Raw genomic sequence first — 16,803 nt, forward strand, 5'->3', positions numbered from 1 at the left:
TACATTTTACCTAGTTTTTAAATCCTGGATACAGTTCTTTTGTATTAATAATCAGCATCCACGATTTAATAATTCGTTTATCCTGTCGACATGCATTTCCTTTGGATAGGTCTGATATAAATTACTGGACAATCGTATAGGGTCGCCAAAGAAGTATCTTTCATATTGTGTTTGCCTTGTACCAAATGAGCTCATCGTAAGATCCCATGCTAAGCGGAATATCTTCACTCGGGTCTCGGCAGTCGTCGATTGGGCCTGCAGATATTGGTCTAGTTCTGGTCTTATCTCAGAATCAAAGGATTTTTCAGTTGGTAATGAAACCATCCCACTGGCGCCAATTATTTGGATGATCTCGGTGAAACGTGGATATAGTTTAGGGAAAATGTTACAGGCTGTCTGTAATGGTATCATACTAGGACGCATAAGGCCCCACTCATCTATTTCAGCATCGTTTTCCGCCTTCTCTAAAAGTGCTCTCATCGTTTCAAGACCAATGATAATTTCAGATATTTTTTCCTGTATATGTTGATACTCACTAACATTCAAAGTTTGGACAAGAAGCTCGGCAACACCGAGAATAAATTCTGTTTTTATGATTTGTCTTGTCACTACTTGATGGTAAGCAAAGGTATGAAAGGAGCTCCTAGTCATGAAGTCAGTTGCCGCTTCCACATTATCGTAATAAAATACTCGATTCCATGGAACTAGTACATGATCAAAAACAACGATGGAGTCCATTTCCTCATATCTTGAGCTTAGAGGATAATTAAAACTCGATTCTCCCCCTACAAAAGATTCTCTGCAAATAAACTTTAATCCTTTTGTATTAGAGGGGATGGAAAAGGCGAATGCTTCATCTGCATCTAAAAATAACCTGGGAGCAGTAATGACTAAAACTTCATCCGTCAAGCCGCCTTGAGTAGCGAGCAAGCGGGCTCCTTTTATCACAATGCCTTTCTCGTTTCTATCAACAACTTTAGCAGAAATTGGCTTCTCGGATAATTCGATATAGCCTTGAGATCGGTTGACCTGGGGAGTAATAAAAGTATGTGTAAAGGAGAGGTCTTGTTCCATTGCCCGTTTGTAGAGGGCTTGAATATTTTCAGGAAAACAATTTTCTCTTCCAGCCAATAGGCCCGCAGACGAGGCAAAGCTCATAACTGCTGTGTTCATATAGTCGGGACTTCTGCCCATCATCCCATTACTGAGCCTAGCCCAGTGTTCAATCATCCTTCTTCTTTTCTTAAGATCCTCTTTTGTTTTTGGCTGTAAATAGGAAACTCCCGTTGGTTCTTTTGTATCTGCTGAAAAGAACATCATTTCGTCTATAAAATCAGGATCATTTTGCAGGTCATAAAGGGACGCCTTTGCCTGGACAATCCCTTTAAAGGCAGGGTGCTCGGAGATTTTCCCCGTTATTTTTTCACCATCCAGCCAAAGCTCATTCTCCAACTGATCTAACCGGTCTGTAAACTCTGTTCCATTAATCATTCCCATTTTTCCTTCTCCCTTATTTTACGTACTAGCATAGCTAGTTTCAGTTTATTGGAGAAAATCGGTGCTTGTTCATATTGGAAGAGCCCTGTTTTTAAAATGGACGAAGAATGAAACAAGGGGACGATTTTTTCTGCTTTGGAAGCAGGAAAACCGTCCCCTTAACACACTATTACAATTCTTCACCGTTTGTTTCGATGACGTTTTTGTACCAATCGAATGATTTCTTCTTCTTTCTTTCTAATGTTCCGTTACCATAGTCATCTTGATCGACATAAATGAATCCGTAGCGTTTAGACATTTCTGAGGTGCTTGCGCTAATTAGATCAATACAACCCCAGCTGGTGTAACCCATTACTTCTACTCCATCTTTGATCGCTTCTCCCATTTGATCGATATGGGCGCGCAGATAATCAATCCGGTAATCATCGTTGATGGAGCCATCCTCCTCTACTTTATCGTAGGCACCTAAACCATTTTCCACGATAAATAAAGGTACTTGATAGCGGTCGTACATTTTTTTCAAGGTAATCCGCAAGCCTTTCGGATCGATTTGCCAGCCCCAATCAGAAGCTTGTAAATAAGGGTTTTTAATACCGCTGAAGAAGTTCCCTTTTTCTTTTAAACGATCTGTATCACCACTTGTCACCATTGTCATGTAGTAGCTAAATGATAAGAAGTCTACTGGATGCTGCAGCAAGAGTTCTTCATCACCAGGTAACATCTCAATTTTGATATTATTTTTTTCAAAATAACTTAACATAAAGCTTGGATAATAGCCGCGTACTTGAACATCTGTGAAGAATAGATTCTTCTGATCTTCTTCCAATGCCGCTAACACATCATCTGGACTGCATGTTTCTGGGTAAACTTCCATACGTGCCAGCATACAGCCGATCATCGCTTCCGGAATGATTTCATGACATGCTTTTACTGCACGTGCACTTGCAACAAATTGATGGTGAAGCGCTTGATAAACGGCTTGTTCCTTATGCTCAACACGGTCGACAAGGATCCCGCTGCCAATGTACGGAGAAATGGTTGATACGTTAATCTCATTAAACGTTAACCAGTATTTTACTTTCCCTTTATAACGCTTAAATACAGTTTCAGCATAATGAACAAAGTAATCTACTACACGGCGGTCGGTCCAGCCATTATTATTTTGCACCAAGTGAAGCGGCATTTCATAGTGTGATAAAGTCACCAAAGGCTCGATATCATATTTTAATAATTCATCAAATACTCTGTCATAGAATGCTAATCCTTCCTCATTCGGCACTAACTCATCCCCATTTGGGAAAATGCGCGGCCAAGAAATGGACATACGGAATGTCTTAAAGCCCATTTCGGCAAACAAGGCAATGTCTTCCTTATAGCGGTGATAAAAATCGATTCCACGGCGTTTTGGGAAGTTGTCTCCCTCTTTTCCTGCTAATAATGCTGCTAATTCTTCTTCACTTCTGACATCCATTTCGATATCGTTGGTGCGTTCTTCTTTCGGGATAAAGGATACCATATCAAAAATGGATAAACCTTTGCCGCCTTCATTATACGCACCTTCTAATTGATTGGCTGCGGTTGCTCCGCCCCATAAAAAACCTTCTGGAAAACGATTGTGTTTCATCAGAATACCTCCGATTATGATTAATATTAATTCGCTGATAAGATAAGCATACTATCATTCGACAAAAAAAACTGGTCTTGTTAAGACCAGTTAAAAACTAGATAGATTCACAATAACGTTGATAGCGATCCATTAATACATCAAATACCCGCAAAAGGGTATAGCTGCTTACACTACTATTTTCAATTTTGCCGCATTGCAGAATTTCATGAAACAGCTGTAATTTATCAAGTTCACTAGAAAAAGTTATGAGCAATTTCTTTCCTTTAGCTTTTTTGATTTTTTCACTGATAGGAAAATGATTAGATAGGATATTTCCTTGAATGGAAATGGTTATTATCATGTCTTCCTCTGTTAAATCAGTCAATGTATCAATCTGTTTAAAAAGATTTGTATCACATTCGGAAAGCTTGCCAAGTAGAAATAATCTTTTTTGCAATTCCATCGCTTGAATTTGATATTTTTCAAAACCTAAAATCACAATTCTTTTCGATTGGTGAATCTGGTTTACAATCCGATCAATATCTACCAGAGGGATATGGTCGATCATTTCAATATTCTCATTTAATTGGTTAAAAAACATCTGTGGATTTAAATCTGAATGAGCATGTTCGTACAAAGATGCATTCATGGGACTAGCTGCACTATTTCTTAGATTTGAGAAGTTTTTAAAACCAATCCTTTTGCAAAAACGATTAATGGTCGACGGAGCCACATTACAAGCCTCTGCAATCTCCTCTAAAGAAAAACTCTCTATTCTTTTGATATGTTCCAATAGACTTTTTGCTATGTAATAATTGATATCCTTATTAAGTGAATTGTTTATATAAGCCAAAAGCGTATAAATCAGCTGCTCCAAATTCTCCACCTCATTAAAAGTCTATCATACTTTTACTAACAACAAAAAGTGCCTTAACCCTGATTGGGTAAGGCACTTTTGTGAATCATAAGGATGGTCCTTTTCATTAACCACAAATCGTCAATAATGTTTCCTTCTGTTCAATCGCTTTATTTGCTGTTGGATTAATTTCTGCATAATCCCCGCTATTTGTGATAATAACAGGCGTTGTTACTTCTAAGCCGGCAGCCTTGATTTTAGCAATATCAAATTCTACTAATAAATCACCGACTTTGACTGAATCACCTTGTTGGATATGTGCGGTAAAAGGTTCACCCTCTAATTTAACCGTATCCATCCCAATATGAATCAGAATTTCTACGCCATTATCTGATGTAATCCCAATGGCATGCTTTGTTTTAAACAAAGTCGTTACCACACCGTTGACTGGAGAAACTACTCTTCCTTCCGTTGGTTCAATGGCAATTCCTTTTCCTAATGCTTCACTTGAAAATGCCGCGTCTTCAACTTGATTCAATGGAATAACCTTCCCTTTTAAAGGGCTGGCAACCTCTTGAATACGGTTTTTATCAAAAACTTTTTCTTTCTTTGGTTCATTTGCTGTTTTTTCTTTACTTGCCGGATCTTTAAAACCGAATAGATAAGTTAAAATGAACGCTACAGCAAAGCCTGCAACTAATGCAATGATTGCCCCATAGAAAGACATATCCAGGGATGCACCTGGTTTGATAAAGGCTGGGAAAACGAAGATACCCATTCCCCCAAACATCCATAGTTTCCCTGCAGTAGCAGCAATAATACCACCGCCGACTGCACCACCAATACAGCTCATAATAAATGGTTTCTTAAGTGGCAGTGTAATCCCGTAAATAGCTGGTTCTGTGACACCGAAAATACCTGAGATGAAAGCTGGAACACTTAGTGATTTTAGACCTTTGTTTTTTGTTTTTAACATAACCGCTAATACTGCACCAATTTGTGCGAAACATACCATAACGGTTGTGGCTAGAACTGGGTCGTAATGCAGAGTGGTTAAGTTGTTAATAGCGATCGGAACAAGTCCCCAGTGAAGCCCGAAGATAACAAATATTTGCCAAAATCCTCCGATGATTAATCCAGCTATAACAGGGCTTAACTTATAAACCCATAAAGTCGCTGCACCAAGAAGAGTACCTGCCCATGTAGAAACGGGGCCAATCACTAAGAAAGTTAATGGAACCATAACCATAATCGTTAAAAATGGAACGATGAATGTTTTTACAACATCTGGAATGATTTTTTTGAAACCTTTTTCTACCTTAGCCGCAAAAAACGCTGAAACTAGAATCGGTATAACGGATGAAGCATAACTCATCATAATCACTGGAATACCTAAGAAAGTGATGCGAATATCAGACTGGAATAACGAACCTTTGAATAATGTGTAAAGCGGATCTCCTGTTGTTAGTGTTGTCAATGTCGGATGCACTAACGCTGCTGCGATAGCCATTCCGATAAACGGTGTTCCACCGAATTTTTTCATTGCTGTGTAACCTAGGAAGATTGGTAAGAAATTGAATAAACCGTCTCCAGCAATATTCAGTAAGTTATAGGTCCCTGATGTCGCTGACACCCAGCCTAAAGCAAGGATTAATGCAGCAAAACCTTTAATCATACCAGTTGCCGCCAACACACCAAGGATCGGAGTGAATACTCCTGAAATCATATCGATGAATTTGGCGCCAACTCCAACTTTTTCATTGCTGCTTGAATCGTCGTTTGTTGTGGCACTGATGTTTGCGACTTCTAAGAATGTGGCATAGACATCAGGTACATGGTTTCCGATGACAACCTGATATTGCCCGCCGCTTTGCATAACGGTCACAACACCATCTAAGTTTTTGATTTCTTCCGTTTTAGCAAGTTTCTCGTCCTTTAATTTAAAACGAAGTCTTGTCACACAGTGGAAAACACTGTTGATATTCTCTTTTCCTCCGACTAACTCTAAAATGTTCCTCGTTAGGCCTGTGTAGTCCTTTTTAGCCATTAAGAACACCTCCATAATTTTAAAAACAGTTTTTGTATTCGCTTTCAGTCCGAGAAAAACAAAAAACCTAAATTACTCATAATATAAGAAAATAGCATTCTTATACTTTGAGTAATTTAGGTTTTGCCTGCCGGACCAGTAACAATCCTAAAAGATTTATTTGGTTGTTTGTTTATGCTTTCATTCTATCACGTATTAACTGAATGTCAACGCTTTCATTAAACATTTTAATAATATACTCCTGGTAATAAATACCTAGCTTAATTCCCAAAGGAAAGGGTGGATTAACAAAGTATCTCCCCTCTCCTATATTAGGACAACACAAGTATAAATGGTGATAACCTCTTAATCAGCTATATATTTAAAATATTTATATATCTTCTCAAGCTTCCTTCCATGGTTTCCCTTTGGACTTTCCATATTACCAAACTCAAAAAACTTCACTTTCTTGATTCCCACGAAATTAAATAAAGCACGTTTCATTAGAATTTTATGAGCATTATGCAGCCAGAGTAATGGATAGTGAGCAGGTCCCTTCATCGTTGATATACATACCACAGACCTTCCTTTCAAAAGCCCTTCTGGGAAGAGTCCTTTCTTGTCTTTATAAGCAAAATTGGAAGCAAATAGTTGATCGATATAACCCATTAGCATAGCAGGAGGTCTTCCCCACCATATTGGATAGATAAATACAATCTTGTCAGCCCATTTAATTTGATGTCTATACTTTTCAGTACCCGGATCGATATGCATGTCACGTCTCTTTTTTTGTTCATTAAAGACCAGCAGAGGATTAAAGTTCTCTTCATATAAATCCAAGATTTGTAATTCTTTAATGGCAGGATTTTCTTTACTGCCCTTAATCACTTTTTGCAAAAATTCGTAATTTAAACTTTGATGATTTGGATAGGTATAAATAACTAGCAGATTCATATCGCACCCCTTACTTATCATCTGATAAGTAAATAGTAGCACCATTTTAGTTGTTTATCAATTGATAATTGTATTTTGATAATATTTTTGATATCTTCACAATAAGAGGTGAAAGAAATTGGACAAAAGAGAATTATTCTATAAACTTGTATCATTTACCGCATCTGTTCATCGTGTAACAAATGAATTAACAAAAGACGTGAAATCAGATTCCATTTCTCAAGTTCAATATAATATCCTTGAAAATATCGCGGTTGGTCACCCTGTGACACCAAGTGAAATTAACGATTGTCTTAATATGTCTATGCCAAACACGAGCCGTGAGCTTAGAAAGCTTATTGAAAAAGGTTTAATTGAAAAGATAACTGATACAGAAGATCGACGGAAACAATATATTCGTCTTTCGGATAATGGAAAAAAGATGATGAATGAAGCCTTTGCATCGATAGAATCTCGTTTTTTCGATCGAATACAAAATGCGTCGACAGAAGAGTTAAAGGAAATTGAACATGCCATGGCTATACTTCAGGCAAAGGTATTTTCTCAATAAGGAAGAACGCCTTCCTCATTAGAGGTACTTTATAAGGATAAAGATGACTTCGGCTCCCTATTATTGTCCATATAAGATTTCAAGCTTTGTCCAAAAAAAAATTAGAAATTTCCCCCGTTAATCGGACATATAAATATAAGAGCTTAGAAACCTAGTTATAGGGGTGGAATATATGTATTTAAATACGGGGGCTCTGAACACTGATTCATTTACAAATACCGTATTTAAAGCATTTGCAACTGCAATAATCCCAAATACTCCACAGCATGATCTAAAGCTTGGTACCATACAATACTTTGGTGCATCTGATTTACTTATCCATGAATACATCATCTGGACACTAGACCATTCCATATCCCTTATAAATAATACAAACTACTCATTATCAAGACAAACTGCAGAACTGCTAGAAATATCAGCCCATCAATTAGTTCTAAACAGTGGGAATTTACAACCCCTTAACTTATATAAGATTCCTAATGAAGGAATTTTCTCAAGCCTATCACCCGAAGACCGTTTACGTTCTGTCACTCTTTTAGAACACCTTGCTGTCAAGCCTGCTGATATACCTTATCCTTTTAACCAAAATCCGCGTTTTATACTGCCTGTCATTGATCTCTTGAACAGGCTTGTTATGTTTGGTTTCTATTCCGAATGGTCCGGGTATGGCCGGACACGTTTATACCCGCCTAACTATCGTGAGTTAGAGGGATTTCCCATAAGTTGGATCCAAGTTAAATACCCTGGCCCATCTAAAGGTTATCACGCATTTCGGGGATACCTGGTCGATCAGTGTATAGAATAGGAGGCAGTTGCCATGTGTCTTGATGCTGATGTAATTGTAATTGGTGCCGGCGGCGGCGGAGCGGTCATCGCCAAAGAACTTGGTGAAAAAGGGCTATCTGTATTACTTTTGGAAGCCGGGCCATGGTACGGAAACAATAAATGGCCTGAGCCCAACAAGAACCCTGGGGCTTTGAGCAGCTCAAGCGCAGCAGATTTGGATAAAAAAATTTTGGACGATTGTTTTACTGATTATGAAGAAGACATGAACGATTTGGTGTCAGGAAAATTCCGCTGGGGACCGGCAGATAGAAATCAAAAGCCATGGTTTCGAGGCATTCAGCAGAAAGGATTTATCTGGCAGAATTCCGGAGTCGGCGGTACCACCCTTCAATATCTGGCAAACTCACCACGGGCCTATCCAAGTGCAGTAGACCAAGTTTGGCCCATTTCATATCGGGAAATGATTCCCTACTACGAAAAGGTTGAAGCGACTCTTCCAGTGAAACCTGCACCTATGACAGCAAAAGAAGAATTATTTTTTTATGGAGCAAAAAAAGCAGGCTGGTCCCTGTTAACGACTCAAAATGTGACAACTCCAGGATACCGTCCGCAGCCCAATGCCATTCTCCAGCCTGACCCTGAGATAAATAATCCTGCATTTGATTTCAATGAGCCTCATTTAGGATGTACGCTCAGAGGTCATTGTATCAATGGATGTAAAACAGGCCCTTCCATTGAAACTGTGGCAAAACGATCTACTTTAGTAAGTTATATACCACTTGCACTAAAGACAGGAAATGTCGAGATTCGACCAAACACCTTTGTCTCTAAGATTCTAACTGAGAATGATCCAGCTGGCGGGGTTAGAGCGAGCGGGGTAAAGATTAGGAACACATGGACAGCGGAAACAGCAGACATAAGAGCAAAAGTTATTGTTTCTGCAGCTGGTGTGATTGAAACGCCCCGCCTTTGGCTGAATTCGAAACTGCCAGAAAATCCTTGGGTGGGTAAAGGTTTGACGAACCATTGGTTTGATTGTATTACCGGTGTATTTGATGAGAGGGTTTTAAATAATCTTTTGGGTATTTCTGAGGGATTACCGTACATTGGACAAACTTCCGGGGCGCGATTTGACTACCCTGGGCTTGGGATGCTTTTGGCTTTTGGAACTAGCCCTGGTGCCTATTCAACCTTATTATACGGGTCAAGCCAATCAGGTTATGCCCTTTTTAATCCTGCCGCTCCATCAGTTTTTGAAGGAGTCCTTACGGGTACAGCACTAAAGGAGGTCATGTCCGAGTATTCAAGAACTTTAAGTATTGCCGTAATCATTGGTGATGAGGCGAATCATAGGAATGGAATTTCTTTAGACCCCGTTCGATTGGATGTAAATGGCCATGTTCCCATCCTTACATATAAACCTAGTAAAAAGGATTATCCTAAAAGGGAATACTTGACTAGAATTGCAGCAGAAATTTTGAAAAAGGCCGGTGCCAAACAAATCATTCGCACAAACATGCCGCCAGGTGTATTTATTCATATGCACAGCACCATGCGGATTGGTTATGTGACAGACACAAACTGCGAAGCACATCAGGTTAAAAGACTATTCATCGCGGATAACAGCGTCCTTTTCAATAGCCTTGGCGGACCTAACCCCACTCTTACAACCCAAGCTTTAGCAACAAGGACCGCAGAAAAAATAGAAAATAAGTATTTTAGCAGTTAATAACCTGCGAAATGAAAATATTATGCCCAATGAACATTTATTACAATATCAGCAATGACCTATAGCAAAGCCTAAAAAATAAGGCAGCAAAGTTAAATTGCTGCCCCTTTTTTGCTATCTTCCTATTAACTTACTGATTTAGAACCTGAGCAGAGCGCCATTTTTTTGAAATCTCCTCAATATGCCTAGGAGCAGTTCTGCAACATCCTCCTATGAGTCGTGCCCCTGCTTGATACCATTCTTCGGATAGAGTGTCAAACGCTTTACATTGTTCCTCTCCATGCCATGTTTTTGTTTCTGGATTATAAGTTTCCCCAGAGTTCGGATAAACAAGAATAGGCTTCTTGGTATTCTCCCTAAACTTTTGAATCGCACCTGTAACCACATCAGTTGGTGCACAATTAAGTCCAATCGCGGCAATTTGTTCACTGTGCTCAAAAAAACTAGCACATTCAGCGAGCTTAGTCCCCTCACTAATCTCGTCTTCATTTTTCAAGGAAAAAGATAGCCAAGCATATGCTTCTGGAAATTCACTCAACAATGAATTAAGTACACGCGCTTCCTGCAAGGATGGAATCGTTTCAAATGCTAATAGGTCTGCACCTGCTTCAATCAACGCGGAAATTCTAGGACGGTGAAACGCTGCTAACGTCTCATCAGAAACACCATAATTTCCTACATATTCAGAACCATCAGCAAGATATGCCCCATAAGGTCCAACAGAGGCAACAACCAATGGTTTGGGACGATTTTCTTCCGTATTTTCCTTCCAAAAATCATCTCTTGCTCTTTTTGCTAACAGCACCGTTTTCTTTATTAACTCCAGCGCTTCGTCGTCTTGAATTCCACGGGCAGCAAATCCCTCAATAGTAGCTTGATAGCTTGCCGTTATCGCACAATCGGCTCCAGCACGAAAATAATCCAAATGAACCTGATAAATTAAATCTGGATTTTCTATTAGCACTCTTGCCGACCAAAGTGGGTCGGCCAAGTTACAACCGTGTGCCTCCAATTCTGTAGCTAAGGCCCCGTCAAGAATCATAATAGAATGTTGAGATAAGATTGAATTAATTGGGTTGATTTTGTTGGACATATTCTACACCCCTCTTCTTTACATTTTGTGTTAGATAATAACTAACATAGCAAAATAAAATAAATGGAACCCCGCAATATAGAGCAATTCGTTGTGTGGGATCAAATGCGATTCCAACACATGATGCCAGGCACAGAATGAATGATGCAATTGGTACGAGAGGATATAGTGGTGTACGATACACCAAGTCCTTTTCAGAGTTCCCCTCTTTTAAATATTGTCTTCTAAAAAAGAACTGTGACGCGCTAATGCTCATCCAAACTACAACCACTGCTAATCCAGAAATGGAAACTAACACGATATAAATCGTATCTGGTGCAACAATACTTGAGAGTAAGGCTAAAGCTCCGCCTGCCATACTGAAAATGACCGCATTAATTGGAACTCCTTTTGTTGTCATTTTTCTAAAGATCGGCGATATGGTTTTCTTGTCTGCTAGCGACCAAAGCATTCTAGAGGAGGCGTACAGGCCTGAGTTTGCTGCTGATAGAATAGCAGTCAGAATCACAAAGTTCATAATGTCCGCTGCATAAGGTACCCCTATTCGTTCAAGTACCGCAACAAATGGGCTCTCTAATACCCCAGCATCCGACATAGGTAATAACGTAGATAAAATAACAATCGTTCCGACAAAAAAGATAATCAATCGCCACAAGGTGGTTCGAATCGCTTTCGGTATCGATTTCTCCGGATTCTCTGTTTCTCCTGCAGCAATTCCTATTAGTTCTGTTCCTGAAAACGCAAAATTAACCGCAAGCATAGTCATTAAAATTCCAGTAACACCATGAGGGAATAAGCCTGCATTTGTAAAATTAGAGAATGGAGCTGAATTCGGATGAGACATTGGAAGTATCCCAGCAAGTGCGGCCGCACCTAAAACAATAAATAGTACAATAGCAATGACCTTTATCGAAGAAAACCAAAATTCGGACTCAGCGAAAAACTTGACGGTTAATACATTTAGTACAAAAATCAAAATGGCAAAGAAGGCACTCCAGACCCAGACATTGATAGATGGAAACCATCTCTGCATAAGTAAGCCCGCCGCAGTAAATTCTGAACCTAATGCAACGGTCCAAGTCAGCCAATACAACCAGGCTACAGTATACCCCGTCGCCGGTCCAATATATTTCGCAGCATAGCTATGAAATGCCCCTGTTTCGGGCATATGTACGGAGAGTTCCCCCAAACAAAGCATAACAAGATAAACAACTAACGCTCCAATTAGATAGGATAAAATGGTACCAAACGGACCTGCTTGTTGAATGGTGTAACCTGTACTTAGAAATAATCCAGTGCCTATTACCCCGCCAAGCGATAGCATAATTAAATGACGTGCGTGCATCTTTCTTTGAAATTCTTGCCTGTTTTTATTCTCCATATTACACTCCTTTAGTTCTATCCAGGTAAAACAAAAACGCACTCAAACGAGTGCGCAGCTGACAAATAGAAACGAATGCTCTCATCTATCAGGGTCTTCACCCACAGGAATTAGCACAGTGTCTCTGCAGACCTGTTGCTGAGGTTTCATCGGGCCAGTCCCTCCGCCTCTCTGGATAAGAATATTTTTTTACAACCTTAACAAGCTATGTAAAAATTGTCAATAATTAATTTTTAATAACATTGCTAATGTTTTTAAAGAATTTGGTTGATTTCCTCTATTGTTGGCAGTGAGGATATCGCGCCTTTTCCTGTGGTCGTAAGGGCACCGCTTGCATTGGAGAACGTAAGAATCTCTTGGTGGTGTTTACATAGAACTTCTTCTAAGTTTTTTTGACTGACGTTTTTTTCTAGCAGCTTGTATAAAAAGCCGCCAATGAAAGCATCTCCTGCACCGGTAGTATCCTGCACATTCACAGAGAACCCTGTTGATTGATAATGTTGTCCTCTCACAAATAGTTCTGCGCCTTGAGAACCTTTTGTAAAAATAACAGCATGTACGTCCCCAACGAATAAGGATTCAATCGCTTGTTCTACATCTTGAATCCCCGTAATGAACTCCAGCTCTTCATCAGATATCTTTACCAAGTGTGCCGCTGGGATAAATTCCAGTATGGTTTTTCGGCATTCATCTGGTTTTTCCCAGAGCGGCAGCCGCACATTCGGATCAAAGCTGATCAGACTGCCCTTCGCCTTAGCTGAAGAAATAGCCTTGACATGTGCCTGTTTCATTGGACTTTCCACTAAATCTACAGAACAGAAGTGAAGAATATCGCCCTCACTAAACCACTTCTCCTCTATTTCATTTTCATGTAACAAAAGGTCGGCAGATGGGTTGCGATAGAAAGAAAAATCCCGTTCACCATTCTCCTTTAGCGATACAAAGGCAAGCCCTGTATTTGCCTCACTAGTTCTTGAGATTTTATCTGTGTTCACCCCCGCCTGCTGCAGCTGCTCTAAAAGAAAATCACCAAACGCATCCTTGCCCAGCTTGGTAATCATCGATGCCTTCCCGCCAAATTTCGCCACTGCTGCTGCCACATTTGCAGGAGCGCCTCCCGGGGCGCGCTCAAACCCATTTACATCCTTTAATGCTTTACCCTTTTGGAGAGGGATAAAATCAATTAGAACTTCCCCTATTGAACACAATGATTTCAATTTCTTCACCTCTTGATTTTGTTAAATGTTCCATTTGCTAGCTTTGAATAATGCTTTTCCGCCCTCTGCAAAGAAACGAATCTCCTTGCTGTCCGGCCCTGGAAAAATCCGGCTTGTAAATACCTCTTCCCCATCATTTATAAAGATTTCAACTGAAGAAGTGTCCACAAAAAGGTGAAACTTTATCGCTTGAGTATCCATGACGCATTTTCTCACCGTTCCAAATGTTTCGCCAACAGGCTCTCCTGAGTTAGTACGATCTAAAATGATTTTTTTCTGTTTGGCATCATATTTGATGACTGTTTTTTCTTTTTCCCCGGCCCTGAATTCAACACCAACTACTTCAGCATCAAAATCCTCAAATTCACATACCATTTCAAAGGATGACCCGTTAAAATGTTCATAGACCTTTATCTCACAGTCGATCCTGTCTTTTATATCATACTGCTGTTTGCGAAGTCTTTGAAGCTCTTTTACAGGTTGCTGGATAAGTTTTTCACCACGGATCGATACTTCTCTTGGTAATGTTAAACAGTGAGCCCATCCATTTTTATCGGATGGATAATCTATTTCCGGAAGCCCCATCCAGCCTACTAAGATTCTGCGGCCGTCTGGATCTAACATGGTTTGCGGGGCATAAAAATCAAATCCTCTATCAAGCTCCTGAAATGCCCCATGAGTCAGGGTCTGGTTATTGAAATCAAGCTGACCGCCAATCACATATCCAGATTGATAAATATTTTGATATTGATCCCCACTCGGGGTTAATCCTTGGGGAGAGAAAATCAATACACCTTGTTCCTGCAGTTCAAAATAGTCGGGACATTCCCACATATAGCCAAACGAGGTTAGGTTTGTCTGCACTTCTCCTTTGAATTTCCAATTAATTAGGTCGGCTGATTGATATAACACCACACAGCCGGTTTCGTTTTCCCGCTGTGCTCCGATTACCGCGTAGAAGTCATTGCCTTTTTTCCAAACTTTCGGATCACGAAAATGATCCGTATAACCTTCTGGTACATCCAGTATAACAGGCTGGTCCCATTTGTTTATTTCCCCCGTTTGATCCATAATTGCCAGACACTGATAGGGATGCCGAACCCACTGCTCATCGCGTGTATTCCCTGTATAAAGTAAATACAATTTGCCGTCATGTTCAATAGCACTGCCTGAATAGGCGCCATGGCTGTCATAATCATGATCCGGCTCAATCCCAATCCCAGCATTCTCCCAATGTACCAAATCCTTTGACTTCGTGTGATACCAATATTTCAGACCATGAACAGGTCCTAGCGGGAACCATTGATAAAACAAATGATACTCCCCGTTATAATAAGAAAATCCATTAGGATCATTTAATAAACCTGTTTCCGGCTGTATATGATAGGTTTGACGCCATTGACAATCCCTAACCTGCAATTCTAATTGTAAGAGTTCTTCTTTGTCCGCCTCTTCTATTCGGCGATACCGCCGCTCTTTTGTCCAAATCATGATTGTTTACTCCTTAAGAAAGAAAGGAGAATCTAGTGATTCCCCCCTTTTATTGATTATGCCGCTTGTTTGATCTTATCTGCATGACTTTTTCTAGCATCACGTTTCGCTAGTACAAAGGTAACGATAAAGGCTGTTAAAATGGAGATAGCCATTCCTATTACGTAAGATAAAATCGAGCCCGGCTTAATTGAAATGATTCCTGGCAGGCCGGCAGCACCTAGTGCAACTGCTTTTACCTTAAAGAAGGTGACAAATCCAGATGCAACGCCAGACCCAATAATTGCTCCGATAAATGGATATTTCAGCTTTAAATTGACGCCGAACATGGCAGGCTCTGTAATCCCTAATAGTGCCGAAATACCTGAAGCAGAAGCAAGACTCTTCAGCTTTTGGTCTTTAGTTACTAAGAGTACAGCCAGAGTTGCCGCACCTTGAGCTACGTTGGACATTGCAGCAATTGGGAAAAGGAACGACCCGCCCGTTTTTGCTATGTCAGAAATCAGTTGTGTTTCAACAGCAATAAAGCTTTGATGCATACCAGTTATAACGATTGGGGCATAGAATAATCCTAAGAGAGCGCCGCCAATAAATCCGGTTGTATCATATAACCAAACAAGTCCGTCTGTAAAAAGGTTACCAGCCGTTCTCATGATTGGACCTACGACGGTAAAAGTTAACGCACTCGTTACCAAAATAGATAATAGCGGGGTAAGCAGGTTATCTAACGCAGATGGAATGATCTTCCGTAAACTAATTTCAATTTTTGCTAGTATGAAAGAAGATGCCAAAACGGGTAATACGGTTCCTTGATAGCCTACTTTTTCTATCTCAAAGCCAAATATGTTCCAGACAGGTACTTTATGATCAACTAAAGCAGCCCCGTAATTATAGGCATTTAACAGGTCCGGATGAACCATAATCATCCCTAATGCCGCTCCCAAAAAAGCATTTCCTCCAAAGCGTTTTGTAGCTGAGAATCCGATTAATACGGGTAAAAATACGAAGGCTGCATTTGCAAACGTGTTGATCATCCCGGCTAAATCAGCCATCCCCGGATTCGCATCGATTAACGATTTTCCCTCTAAAAATAAATCCTTTGCCGTTAATACGTTATTTAATCCCATTAACAAACCGCCTGCAACAATCGCAGGGATAATCGGGACAAAAATATCTGAAAGTAATTTTACGAGCTGCAGGAGTGGGTTTTGTTTCTTCGTTCCTTCATTTTTTACCTGAGTTGTGGACATCTCGGAGATTCCTGCTAGTTGAATCAAATGTTTATACACTTCGTTAACAATTCCGGCACCGAGAATGATTTGAAATTGTCCACCTGTTGAAAAGGTTCCTTTAACCGTCTCTATTCCATCTAACCCAGCTTGGTCGACCTTTTCTTCATCATGTAAAACTAAACGTAATCTTGTAGCACAATGTGCTGCAGCTGAAACATTTTCTTTACCGCCAATGGCAGTTAAAATCGCCTGTGCAACTTCTTTGTGGTTCATTTCTCATTCTCCTTTATTATAGCTTTTGGGTGGTACCGGTTCCAGTGAATAAAAAATAAATAATTTTGGGAACCGGTTCCAAAATTATTAAAAAAAATATAAGTTCCATTCT

13 protein-coding genes and 1 riboswitch are annotated in these 16,803 nt (G+C 39.9%); of the genes, 3 read left to right on the forward strand and 10 right to left on the reverse strand.

Annotated elements, in window-relative coordinates:
* Positions 1 to 51: 51 nt before the first annotated feature.
* The 5 genes from hpaB to GXK58_RS21240 form a co-directional block, all read right to left on the reverse strand.
* Positions 52 to 1,497 (reverse strand): 4-hydroxyphenylacetate 3-monooxygenase, oxygenase component, encoded by a 1,446-nt coding sequence (hpaB, locus tag GXK58_RS21220; RefSeq protein ID WP_160725173.1) that lies wholly within the window; start codon positions 1,495 to 1,497, stop codon positions 52 to 54.
* Positions 1,498 to 1,666: 169 nt separating this feature from the next.
* Positions 1,667 to 3,121, reverse strand: a complete 1,455-nt coding sequence (locus tag GXK58_RS21225) for a glycoside hydrolase family 1 protein (protein WP_160725174.1) — start codon at positions 3,119 to 3,121, stop codon at positions 1,667 to 1,669.
* 97 nt (positions 3,122 to 3,218) lie between these two features.
* A complete protein-coding gene (locus GXK58_RS21230) occupies positions 3,219 to 3,980 on the reverse strand; it encodes a MurR/RpiR family transcriptional regulator (protein ID WP_160725175.1) in 762 nt (253 codons plus the stop codon).
* Positions 3,981 to 4,086: 106 nt separating this feature from the next.
* Positions 4,087 to 6,006, reverse strand: a complete 1,920-nt coding sequence (locus GXK58_RS21235) for a beta-glucoside-specific PTS transporter subunit IIABC (protein ID WP_160725176.1) — start codon at positions 6,004 to 6,006, stop codon at positions 4,087 to 4,089.
* A gap of 345 nt (positions 6,007 to 6,351) precedes the next feature.
* Entirely contained in the window at positions 6,352 to 6,939 is a 588-nt protein-coding gene (locus GXK58_RS21240) for an NAD(P)H-dependent oxidoreductase (RefSeq protein ID WP_160725177.1), read from the reverse strand.
* 118 nt (positions 6,940 to 7,057) lie between these two features.
* Between GXK58_RS21240 and GXK58_RS21245 the strand changes: the two genes are divergently transcribed.
* The 3 genes from GXK58_RS21245 (at position 7,058) to GXK58_RS21255 (ending at position 10,004) form a co-directional block, all read left to right on the forward strand.
* The gene (locus GXK58_RS21245) at positions 7,058 to 7,489 is read left to right on the forward strand and encodes a MarR family winged helix-turn-helix transcriptional regulator (protein WP_160725178.1); all 432 of its coding nucleotides are present in this window, start codon (positions 7,058 to 7,060) and stop codon (positions 7,487 to 7,489) included.
* Positions 7,490 to 7,661: 172 nt separating this feature from the next.
* Entirely contained in the window at positions 7,662 to 8,294 is a 633-nt protein-coding gene (locus GXK58_RS21250; RefSeq protein ID WP_160725179.1) for a hypothetical protein, read from the forward strand.
* A gap of 12 nt (positions 8,295 to 8,306) precedes the next feature.
* The gene (locus tag GXK58_RS21255) at positions 8,307 to 10,004 is read left to right on the forward strand and encodes a GMC family oxidoreductase N-terminal domain-containing protein (RefSeq protein WP_160725180.1); all 1,698 of its coding nucleotides are present in this window, start codon (positions 8,307 to 8,309) and stop codon (positions 10,002 to 10,004) included.
* Positions 10,005 to 10,134: 130 nt separating this feature from the next.
* Here the strand turns inward: GXK58_RS21255 and mmuM are convergent, their stop codons facing one another.
* The 5 genes from mmuM to GXK58_RS21280 form a co-directional block, all read right to left on the reverse strand.
* Complete coding sequence (mmuM, locus tag GXK58_RS21260) at positions 10,135 to 11,097, reverse strand: homocysteine S-methyltransferase (RefSeq protein WP_160725181.1); 963 nt, start codon at positions 11,095 to 11,097, stop codon at positions 10,135 to 10,137.
* Entirely contained in the window at positions 11,072 to 12,478 is a 1,407-nt protein-coding gene (gene mmuP / locus GXK58_RS21265) for an S-methylmethionine permease (protein WP_160725182.1), read from the reverse strand. The genes mmuM and mmuP overlap by 26 nt, the downstream gene beginning before the upstream one ends.
* A 78-nt stretch (positions 12,479 to 12,556) precedes the next feature.
* Positions 12,557 to 12,660: riboswitch (SAM riboswitch) on the reverse strand.
* A 72-nt stretch (positions 12,661 to 12,732) separates the two neighbouring features.
* On the reverse strand, positions 12,733 to 13,695 hold the full coding sequence (locus GXK58_RS21270; protein ID WP_160725183.1) for a carbohydrate kinase family protein: 963 nt from the start codon (positions 13,693 to 13,695) through the stop codon (positions 12,733 to 12,735).
* 21 nt (positions 13,696 to 13,716) lie between these two features.
* A complete protein-coding gene (locus GXK58_RS21275; protein ID WP_160725184.1) occupies positions 13,717 to 15,186 on the reverse strand; it encodes a glycoside hydrolase family 32 protein in 1,470 nt (489 codons plus the stop codon).
* 56 nt (positions 15,187 to 15,242) lie between these two features.
* On the reverse strand, positions 15,243 to 16,691 hold the full coding sequence (locus GXK58_RS21280; protein WP_160725185.1) for a sucrose-specific PTS transporter subunit IIBC: 1,449 nt from the start codon (positions 16,689 to 16,691) through the stop codon (positions 15,243 to 15,245).
* Positions 16,692 to 16,803 lie beyond the last annotated feature (112 nt).

The sequence above is a fragment of the Bacillus sp. USDA818B3_A genome (assembly GCF_009928415.1).
Classification (GTDB): domain Bacteria; phylum Bacillota; class Bacilli; order Bacillales; family Cytobacillaceae; genus Neobacillus.